Source organism: Xanthomonas sp. SHU 166, from assembly GCF_000364685.1.
Classification (GTDB): Bacteria; Pseudomonadota; Gammaproteobacteria; order Xanthomonadales; family Xanthomonadaceae; genus Xanthomonas_A; species Xanthomonas_A sontii.
Genome location: NZ_AQOJ01000273.1, coordinates 1 through 5998, shown reverse-complemented (window position 1 = coordinate 5998; position 5998 = coordinate 1). Strand labels below are relative to the sequence as shown.

3 protein-coding genes are annotated in these 5998 nt (G+C 71.7%); all 3 read left to right on the top strand.

What is annotated here, in order from left to right; genetic code table 11:
• Window positions 1–2413, top strand: a 2413-nt coding sequence (locus D180_RS08660; RefSeq protein WP_017912482.1) for a prolyl oligopeptidase family serine peptidase, incomplete at its 5' end; no start/stop codon positions are given.
• A gap of 160 nt (window positions 2414–2573) precedes the next feature.
• Window positions 2574–5288 (top strand): phosphoenolpyruvate carboxylase, encoded by a 2715-nt coding sequence (ppc, locus tag D180_RS08655; protein WP_017912481.1) that lies wholly within the window; start codon window positions 2574–2576, stop codon window positions 5286–5288.
• An 83-nt stretch (window positions 5289–5371) separates the two neighbouring features.
• Window positions 5372–5947, top strand: coding sequence for a TetR/AcrR family transcriptional regulator (locus tag D180_RS08650; protein ID WP_017912480.1), 576 nt, complete (start codon window positions 5372–5374; stop codon window positions 5945–5947).
• The last annotated feature ends 51 nt before the right edge of the window (window positions 5948–5998 follow it).

The window sequence follows — 5998 nt, the reverse complement described above, 5'->3', positions numbered from 1 at the left end:
CGCCGATCCTGCGGACAGCGGCTACCAACTGCCGTCGGCGCCACTGCAGGCCATCGTCGATGCGCCGCGGCCGCCGCAGCTGTCGCTGAGCCCACGGCGCGATCTGGCGGCGATGCTGCAGTTGCCTGCGCTGCCCGGCATCGCCCAGGTCGCGCAGCCGGAACTCAAGCTGGCCGGGCTGCGCATCCATCCGCGCACCCGCTCGCAGAGCCGCTTCGCCTTCGGCGACAAGCTGTGGCTGCTGCGCATCGCCGACGGCAGCGAGCTGCAGATCGAAGGTTTGCCGTCGCCGCTGTCGATCGCCGGCATGGCCTGGGCACCGGACCAGCGGCATCTGGCCTTCAATCGGGTCGACGGGCGCAGCGGCGCCAACGAACTCTGGGTGGTGGACATCGCTGCGCGGCGTGCGCGACGTGTCGCCGAGCGGCTCAACACGGTGTCCGGCGAGGGCTATGCGTGGATGCCGGACAGCCGCCAACTGCTGGTGTTGCTGCAGCCGCAGGCGCAGGGCGCGGCGCCGCCCGCCGACGCGGTGCCGACTGGGCCGGCGGTGCAGCAGACCGCCGGTGGCGGTGCCACCGCCTTGCGCACCTACCAGGACCTGCTGAAGAACGAGGCCGACGCGCGCCAGTTCGACGATCAACTACGCGCGCAGCCGGCGCTGGTCGACGTCGACGGGCGGATGCAGCGCATCGCGTCTCCCGACCTGTATCTGTCGCTGGCGCCGTCGCCGGACGGCCGTTATCTGCTGGCGCAGCGCCTGCAGCGGCCGTTCTCCTACCTGGTGCCGGCCAGTGGCTTCCCGCGCACCATCGAGGTGCTGGACCGCGCCGGCAAGCCGGTGTACACGGTGGCGCAGTTGCCGCTGGTGGAAGGCCTGCCGACCGGCAACGATGCGGTGCGCACCGGTGTGCGCGATATCGACTGGCGCAGCGACGCGCCGGCCACCCTGGTCTGGGCCGAGGCCCAGGACGGTGGCGATCCGGCGCGCGAGGCGGCGGTGCGCGACGCGGTGCTGCTGCAGGCGGCGCCATTCACCGCGCCGCCGGTGACGCTGGCGCGCCTGCAGTCGCGCTTCGCCGGCATCGCCTGGGGCCGCGGCGACCTGGCGCTGATCGACGAGTTCTGGTGGAAGACGCGCCAGACCAGACAATGGCGCGTGGCCCCGGACAACCCCGCGCAGGCGCCGCAGCTGCTGGTGCAGCGTTCGCAGGAAGATCGCTATGCCGATCCGGGCACGCCGGTGACGGAGCGCGATGCGGCCGGCAATCCGCGCCTGTTGATCGCCGCCGACGGCCACAGCCTGTTCCTGCGCGGCGAAGGCGCCTCCCCGCAGGGCGATCGACCGTTCCTGGATCGCTACGATCTGGACACGCGGAAAAGCACGCGCCTGTTCCAGTCGCAGGCGCCGTACTACGCGGTGCCGCAGGCCTTGCTCGACGCCAGCGGCCAGCGCCTGCTGATCACGCGCGAAACACCGCAGGAGCCGCGCAATTTCTACCGGCTCGACGCTGCGAACGCGGAGCCGGTGGCACTGACCCATTTCACCCATCCCACGCCGCAGTTGCGCGACGTGCACAAGGAGCAAATCCGCTATCGGCGCAAGGACGGGGTGGAGCTGACCGCGACCCTGCTGCTGCCGCCGGGCTACGACGCCAAGCGCGACGGCCCGCTGCCGATGCTGATGTGGGCCTACCCGGGCGAGTTCAAATCCGCCGACGCCGCCAGCCAGGTCACCGATTCGCCGTACCGCTTCAACGCGATCGGCTACTGGGGCCCGCAGGCGTTCCTGGCGCTGGGCTATGCGGTGCTCAACGATCCGTCGATGCCGATCGTCGGCGAGGGCGCGCGCGAACCCAACGACACCTATGTCGAGCAACTGGTCGCCGATGCGCAGGCGGCGGTGGACGAGGTGGTGCGGCGCGGCGTCGCCGACCGCAACCGCATCGCCATCGGCGGGCATTCCTACGGCGCTTTCATGACCGCCAACCTGCTCGCGCACACGCGCCTGTTCAAGGCCGGCATCGCCCGCAGCGGCGCCTACAACCGCTCGCTGACCCCGTTCGGCTTCCAGTCCGAGGAGCGCACCTACTGGCAGGCGCAGCCGGTGTACCAGGCGATGTCGCCGTTCAACTACGCCGACCGGATCAAGGATCCGCTGCTGCTGATCCACGGCGCCGAGGACAACAACTCCGGCACCTTCCCGATCCAGAGCGAGCGCATGTACGCGGCGATCAAGGGCAACGGCGGCACCGCGCGGCTGGTGATGCTGCCTAACGAGGCGCATGCCTACCGCGCGCGCGAGTCGGTGCTGCAGATGCTGGCCGAGAGCGAGCGCTGGCTGCGCACCTATCTGGGACCTGCGCCCACGCCGACGTCCATGCCGGCTGCGGCAGGCGCCACGCCGCGCTGAGCCGCGCCTGCGCCACGGCCGCACGTGCGTGCCGCCGTGGCGCAGGGCGCTGCTGTGCAGTGCAAATGGTTCGCTTTGAAACCGTCGTGCGGCCGACGGGAACGCGATCCCTTTTCGGTTAGGCTTGCGGCGCCCCCACTGCCGAGCCATGCGTTTCCCGATGAACGAGTCCCGCAGCAGCATCGTCTTCGCCACCCCCGACCTTCCCCTGCGCGACGACGTGCGCCGCCTCGGCGCCCTGGTGGGCGACCTGCTCGCCGAACAGGTCTCGGCGCAGTTCCTCGACGAGATCGAACGCATCCGCACCACCGCGATCGCGCGCCGCGAGCGCGCCGCGCCGCTGTCCTCGCTGAGCGAGCAACTCGCCGGCCGCGCACCGCGCGATGCCGAAGCGCTGGTGCGCGCCTTCAGCACGTATTTCCAGGTGGTCAACATCGCCGAGCGCGTGCACCGCATCCGTCGCCGCCGCGATTACCAGCGCAGCAGCGCCGACACGCCGCAGCCGGACGGCCTGCTCGACGCCTTGCGCCGGCTCAAGGCGCAGGGCGTCGGCATCGACGAACTGCGCGACTGGCTGCCGCGCATCGACGTCGAGCCGGTGTTCACCGCGCACCCGACCGAGGCGGTGCGGCGCGCGCTGCTGGAGAAGGAACAGTTGATGGTGGCCAGCCTGGTCGACAACCTCGACGGCCTGCGCACCCCGGGCGAGCGCGCCACCGACGCGGCGCGCTTCCGCATGGCGCTGACCGCCTCGTGGCAGACCGCCGATTCCTCGCCGGTGCGTCCCACCGTGGAGGACGAGCGCGAGCATGTCGGTTTCTACCTGACCCAGGTGCTGTACCGGGTGATCCCGGTGATGTACGAGACCCTGGAGCACGCCATCGAGCAGACCTACGGGCAGGCGCTGAGCCTGCCGCGGCTGCTGCGCTTCGGCACCTGGGTCGGCGGCGACATGGACGGCAACCCCAACGTCGATGCCGCCACCATCACCGCCACCCTCGACGCGCAGCGGCGTGCGGTGCTGGAGCGCTATCTGAAGGAACTGTGGCAGCTCGCCAGCCTGCTCAGCCAATCGACCACCCTGGTCGCGGTCAGCGCGCCGCTGCTGGAGCAACTGGAGCGTTACCGGCAACTGCTGCCGGAAGCCGCGGCGCGCTCGCGGCCGCGCCACGGCGACATGCCGTACCGCCTGCTCAACGATCTGATGCGCGCGCGCCTGCAGGCGACCCTGGACGATGCGCCCGGTGCCTATGCCGCGCCGGCCGAACTGGAAAGCGATCTGCAGTTGATCCTGGACAGCCTGCAGGCCAACAAGGGCCTGCACGCCGGCTGGTTCGCGGTGCGGCGCCTGCTGTGGCGGGTGCGCAGCTTCGGCTTCCACCTGGCGCGGCTGGACGTGCGCCAGGAGTCCAGCGTGCATGCGCGCGCGGTCGCCGCCGCGCTGGACACGCAGGACTGGGACGCGCGCGCGGTGGAAGCGCGCGCAGGCCTGCTCGGCCCCTACGCCAGCGGCGAACAGGCGCTGCCGGCGGCCGACGACGAAAGCAATGCGCGGCTGGACGCGGTGTTCGCCGCGCTCGCCGATGCGCGCGCGCGGCACGGCGCCGACGCGCTGGGCAGCTACATCATCTCGATGGCGCACGACCGCGCCGACGTGCTGACCGTGCTGGCGCTGGCGCGCCGCGGCGGCCTGGTCGATGCCGACGGCGCGGTGCCGCTGGACATCGTGCCGCTGTTCGAGACCGTGGACGACCTGCGCGGCGGCACCGCGACCCTGCGCGACCTGCTGGCCGATCCGGTCTACCGCCGCCACCTGGCCGCGCGCGACGACGTGCAGATGGTGATGCTCGGCTATTCCGACAGCGGCAAGGACGGCGGTATCGCCGCCTCGCGCTGGGGCCTGCAGCGTGCGCAGGTGGAACTGCTGCAGGCGGCGGCCGAACTGGGCATCCGCTTGACCTTCTTCCACGGCCGCGGCGGCTCGATCGTGCGCGGCGGCGGCAAGACCACGCGCGCGCTGGAGGCGGCGCCGCGCGGCAGCGTCGACGGGCGCCTGCGCGTGACCGAGCAGGGCGAGGTGATCCACCGCAAGTACGGCATCCGCGCGCTGGCGCTGCGTTCGCTCGAACAGATGACCGGCGCGGTGCTGCTGTCGAGCCTGCGCCCGCGTGCGGCCGATGCGCGCGAGGCCGGCTGGCGGCCGGTGATGGACTTGGTCGCCGAGCACAGCAGCCAGGCGTACCGCGGCTTCGTCGGCGATGCCGAGTTCATGCGCTATTTCCGCCTGGCCACGCCGATCGACGTGATCGAGCGCATGACCCTGGGCTCGCGGCCGTCGCGGCGGCTCGGCCAGGATGCGGCGCTGTCCAACCTGCGGGCGATTCCCTGGGTATTCGCCTGGAGCCAGGCGCGCGCGGTGATCCCGGGCTGGTACGGCGTGGGCAGCGGCCTGCAGGCGGCGGTGGACGCCGGCCACGAGGACGCGCTGCGCGCGATGGCCGCGGACTGGCCGTTCTTCCGCACCTTCCTCGACGACATCGCCATGGTGCTGTCCAAGGGCGACCTCAACATCGCCGAGATGTTCTCACGCCTGTCCGGGCCGCTGCACGCGCGCTTCTTCCCGCGCATCCGCGACGAACTCGCGCTGACCAAGGGCTGGGTGAAGGCGCTGACCGGGCAGTCGTCGCTGCTGCAGCACGATCCCCGCCTGGCCTTGTCGATCCGTCTGCGCAATCCGTACATCGACCCGATCAGCGTGCTGCAGGTGGACCTGCTGCAGCGCTGGCGCGCCACCGACGGCGAAGACGAGGAATTGCTGCGGGCGCTGGTGGCCTGCGTCAACGGCGTCGCCCAGGGCGTGCAGAACACCGGCTGAGCCCAGTGCTTCCAGGGCGCCGTCGGTGGGTACCGGCGGCGGCCGACCGTGATCCGCTTGCAGGCGGACAAAATTGTCCGATAATGCCGCGCATGGAAATGCGAGCCGATACCGCCCACCGCCGCCGCCTGTTGCTGGACGCCGCCGACGAGGTGTTCTGCGCGCACGGCGTGCTGGCGCCGCTGGAACTGGTGGTGGAGCGCGCCGGCCTCGGCCGCGCCACCCTGTACCGCCATTTCGCCGACCGCACCGAACTGATGGCTGCCCTGCTGGAACGCGGCCTCGACGGCCTGGAGGGCTGCGCGCGCGAGATCGGTACGCGGCCGGACGGGCTGTTCCTGCTGATGTACGACGTCGCCGAACACATCGCGATGTCGGCGCCGCTGGCCGACTACTGGCGGTCGATGCCGCGCGAGCATCCGACGATCGCCGCGGCGCATACGCGGGCGATGGCGATCCTGCTGCCGTACCTGCAGCGTGCGATCGCCGCCGGCCTGTGCCGCGCGGACCTGGGCGAGCAGGACCTGGCCCTGGCGATGGACATGCTCGGCGCCTGCCAGCGCGGCAGCGACGAGGCCGAACGCAAGGCGCTGGCGCAGCGTTGTTGCCGCCTGCTGTGCCACGCCCTGGCCACGCCCGCGGCGGCGGCCGAGTTGTGAGCGCCGACGGCGCCGCGCGTCGACGCGCCTGGCCATGGCGGCTGGCGCACG

What these genes read in the sequence shown, in the direction of transcription:
- ppc (WP_017912481.1), top strand. Translation starts at nt 2,574, where the DNA reads ATGAACGAGTCCCGCAGCAGCATCGTCTTCGCCACCCCCGACCTTCCC.
- D180_RS08650 (WP_017912480.1), top strand. Translation starts at nt 5,372, where the DNA reads ATGCCGCGCATGGAAATGCGAGCCGATACCGCCCACCGCCGCCGCCTG.